Source organism: Xenorhabdus sp. PB30.3, from assembly GCF_963895965.1.
Taxonomy (GTDB): Bacteria; Pseudomonadota; Gammaproteobacteria; order Enterobacterales; family Enterobacteriaceae; genus Xenorhabdus; species Xenorhabdus stockiae.
This window is the reverse complement of record NZ_CAWQMW010000064.1, coordinates 1-3,665: the sequence shown is the minus strand read 5'-3', so window position 1 is coordinate 3,665 and position 3,665 is coordinate 1. Positions and strand designations below refer to the sequence as shown.

The following is a 3,665-nucleotide window of genomic DNA, read 5'->3' as shown; positions in this document are numbered from 1 at the left end:
CCCCTTGAGTTGATATCAAAACCACCAACATAAGATTTAACCATATTATGATTAACGTAATAATAAATAGGGATAGAAGGTAAGTCCTTTGTTAATATATCCGATGCCTGCTGATAATAATCTTTAGAGTTAGTCTCACCTGCTTTTTTCACCAAATTATCAAAGATACTATTTTCATACAGAGATGTATTTTTTACTTGATTAGATAAAAATAAAGCTAAAAATGTCATCGGGCTATCATAATCAGCAACCCATGCCCTGCGGATAACATCGAACTTCCCTTGATGCATGTTATCCAACATAACCTTCCATTCTTGGTTTTCCAAAACAGCATTTACACCAAGATTTTTTTTCCACATTGAGGAGACAGCAATAGCAATTTTTTTATGTCCTTCCTGCGTATTATAGAGCAAGTTGAATTTAAGTGGATTGTCTTTATTAAATCCAGCTTCATTTAATAATTTCTTGGCTTTGGCAACGCGCTTCTCCTGAGTCCAGGAAGCATATTCAGGCTGGTAAAAATTAAATTTTCCAATATTAGGAGTAAGCATTGTATAAGCTGGCAACTGCCCTTGCCCTAATATTTTATCAACAATAACATCGCGATCTATGGCTAAACTCAGTGCTTGTCTTACTCTGATATCATTAAAAGGTATTTTTTTATTATTAAAATCATAGAAATATACGGTTGCTTTGGGAGAAATATGTACCTCGTTAGGAAGTGATTTCTTTAATGATGGATAAGAATCTGCCGGAATAGTAAAGGTAATATCAATTTCTCCCGCCAAATAACGGTTCAAATCTGCTTTCTCTGAGGACAGAGGAAGATACGTCACTTTATTAATAACTGTATTTTTATTATCCCAGTATTGGGTATTTCTGACGCCAACTAATTTCTCATTTACAACCCATTCAGAGAGTTTATATGCCCCACTCCCAACAAAAGCTTCCGGTCTAGTCCACTTATCGCCATGTTTTTTTACTGCCCTCTCACTAATAGGAAACATAACCGGATGAATTAACATCTGCAGGAAATCCCCGATAGGTTTCTCTAATTTGACTTCCAGAGTAAAATCATCCAAAGCCTTTACGCCAAGTTCTTCTGCTTTTTTCTTTCCTATCAACACTGCATTTGCATTCACAATAAAAGCATTTTCAAGATAACTGCCATAAGGTGAAACAATATCAGGGTCAATCAAACGTCGCCAACTGAATACCACATCATGAGCGGTAATAGGAGAACCATCTGACCATTTAATATCTTTTTTCAAATGAAAAACCCATGTTTTATTATCACTAGTTTCCCAACGCTCGGCTAATCTTGGTTCAATATTACCCTGTTTATTAATATGAATAAGTCCGTCAAAGAAATCACTGATAATATTAAATTCAACATCACTTGAAACTTTATGGATATCCAGTGAGGCCGGTTCTGAACCATTATTACGTACAATTTCCTGCTTCGAGGCCAGTTTTGTTCCTTCCGGCACAACAGCGGCGTGAGATAATGAAACATTTCCAAATATTGCTGCAATAACACAAGAGAGTATGCTGATTTTTTTCTTTACTGCTAAATTAGTCATCATTTTTTGTATAGCCATAATAAAGCTCTCCATAATTATATTATCACTTAAACATTCATCATTATATTTCTCTATAAAAAACTTGACTTGCCTGCCATCTAAAAAACGCTTCAATACTTGTTATTACGTTACATATTTGGCATATCTTCTAACGCCAATATCAAAAAACACTTTCGCTAAAATAATTAAAATTAATGTAATGGCTGACTGAATAAAAAACCATTTCACACTCATTATTCCATTTGCAACTGAAGCCGGAACACCGGTTATAAATAAACAGGGAAGCACAAACATCAGAATAATACGTATCAAGCCGTGGAAAGATTGCTCCGGCCTGACTAACACCTTAAAACAAGGGTTAGAATATTTAATACTCACTAAAGCAGATGTCCAGAATATGCTTGTTCTTATGATCCATGTGATCGCTGTCAGAACTAAAACCCCCTCAAAGACCATGATTAAATGCAAAAACATGTACAAAACATCAGTATTTAAATAAATATGAACAGCAAAAAACAAGATTAAAGATGAAAATGACAATAAAAAGTGTTCAAATGCAATTCCTGTTGCAACATAAAGAAACTGAGTATTTATCGGCAATATCAAATGTGGATCTAACCTCAATGATTTAACTTTATTTGTCAGTAAAAAACTTCCTCTTCCAAATAAAAAAAGATAAAAGTTATCTACCAGACATACAGTAGTAAAAAAGATAAGAACGAAATCATTAGACAAGATATAATCAGAAGACTTTGATCCTAAAATAGCATACCAGAAAAAACCCTGCGCTACATAGAAATTGAAATTAATAAAAGCCGCCATCCAGAAATTAAAAGGGCTTTTTTTAGCTTCTGACAAACTATTTTTAAACCCTATAAATATAATATTAAGCATTGCCATTATACCCTTGATTATACTTTATCATATAACGCCAGATGACACTGAAAGTTATCATCAGGAAGAACATTACCAATAAACCACTCAGTATAAAGTAAAGAGAGATTGAATTTGTTGCAATTTTAACAGGGACGTAAGTAATGTATTGAAAAGGAATATAATTAAAAAACATTTTTATGGTGTCATTAAATACATCTAATGGTATTACGGCACCTGATAATGCCCATGATAACGTATCCTTTACCATAATAAAGGAGTAAGCCCCTCTGAACTTAAAAGCCATACAAGATAATATCATTGTTAAATATAAATTTATAAATAAACCGATACATAATGCAACCAATAACCATAAAAGGTTTGGCAAATTACCCTGATACCAGATGATAAAAATAACTAATGGAGACATAACAAACATTCTGGCTAACATCTGCCCAAAAGCATACTCAGAATAATACAGCAATATTGACTTTGGCATGATGATTAATCTATCAACACTACCATCTTCAATATTGAATGCTAACCTCTCCGGAAATCCTGAAATACTTGTTAACTGAAAAATCATCACTGACCATAATATATAAGTGATTATCTCATTACGTGTGTAATGAGCAAAATCACTTGAACTTGTCATTGTACTCCAAAAAGATAATTCAACAGCATACAGTGTTATTATAAGAAAGTAGTATCCTAATATAATATTCTTAGCTCTGATAGTTTCTATAAAAGAGAATTTAGCAATCACAAGAATAACCTCTCTAAATATATCGCATTCTTTTCCTTGGAATCACACTCATTCAGGTTTACTCTTGATACTTCACCCTCTTTCAGAAAGATAATATCCTTACAAATATCAGCTATATCTATCATATTATGTGAAGTAATAAGTATTTTACTCTCATTATTATCAGCATAATCTTTTAAAATATTACGTAATAAAATTTGTGATTCTATATCCAATCCAATCGTTGGCTCATCCAAAATAAGAAGCTTTGGCTTATTCAACATATGTATTAATAAATTAGACTTGACAGACTGGCCTAAAGAACACGTTTTTGCTGGTTTCCTTGCAATATTTCTAAGATTCATTATCTCTATCATGTTTTCAACATGATCTTTATCATAAATACGTTTATATATTTTTGAAAAAAGTTCTATATTCTCATAGAGAGATAGCTACTCCCATAA

At 32.6% G+C, this 3,665-nt stretch carries 4 protein-coding genes; all 4 read right to left on the bottom strand.

Annotation, left to right across the window (positions count from 1 at the left end):
- Positions 1-1,601 (bottom strand): ABC transporter substrate-binding protein (locus AACX38_RS04975; RefSeq protein WP_228865835.1); only part of this gene is annotated, 1,601 nt, incomplete at its 3' end.
- Positions 1,602-1,706: 105 nt separating this feature from the next.
- On the bottom strand, positions 1,707-2,483 hold the full coding sequence (locus AACX38_RS04970) for an ABC-2 family transporter protein (protein ID WP_228865834.1): 777 nt from the start codon (positions 2,481-2,483) through the stop codon (positions 1,707-1,709).
- Positions 2,470-3,222 (bottom strand): ABC-2 family transporter protein, encoded by a 753-nt coding sequence (locus tag AACX38_RS04965; RefSeq protein ID WP_099120721.1) that lies wholly within the window; start codon positions 3,220-3,222, stop codon positions 2,470-2,472. Before AACX38_RS04965 ends, AACX38_RS04970 begins: the two co-directional genes overlap by 14 nt.
- On the bottom strand, positions 3,219-3,635 hold the full coding sequence (locus AACX38_RS04960) for an AAA family ATPase (RefSeq protein WP_445327110.1): 417 nt from the start codon (positions 3,633-3,635) through the stop codon (positions 3,219-3,221). The genes AACX38_RS04965 and AACX38_RS04960 overlap by 4 nt, the downstream gene beginning before the upstream one ends.
- Between the last annotated feature and the right edge of the window lie 30 nt (positions 3,636-3,665).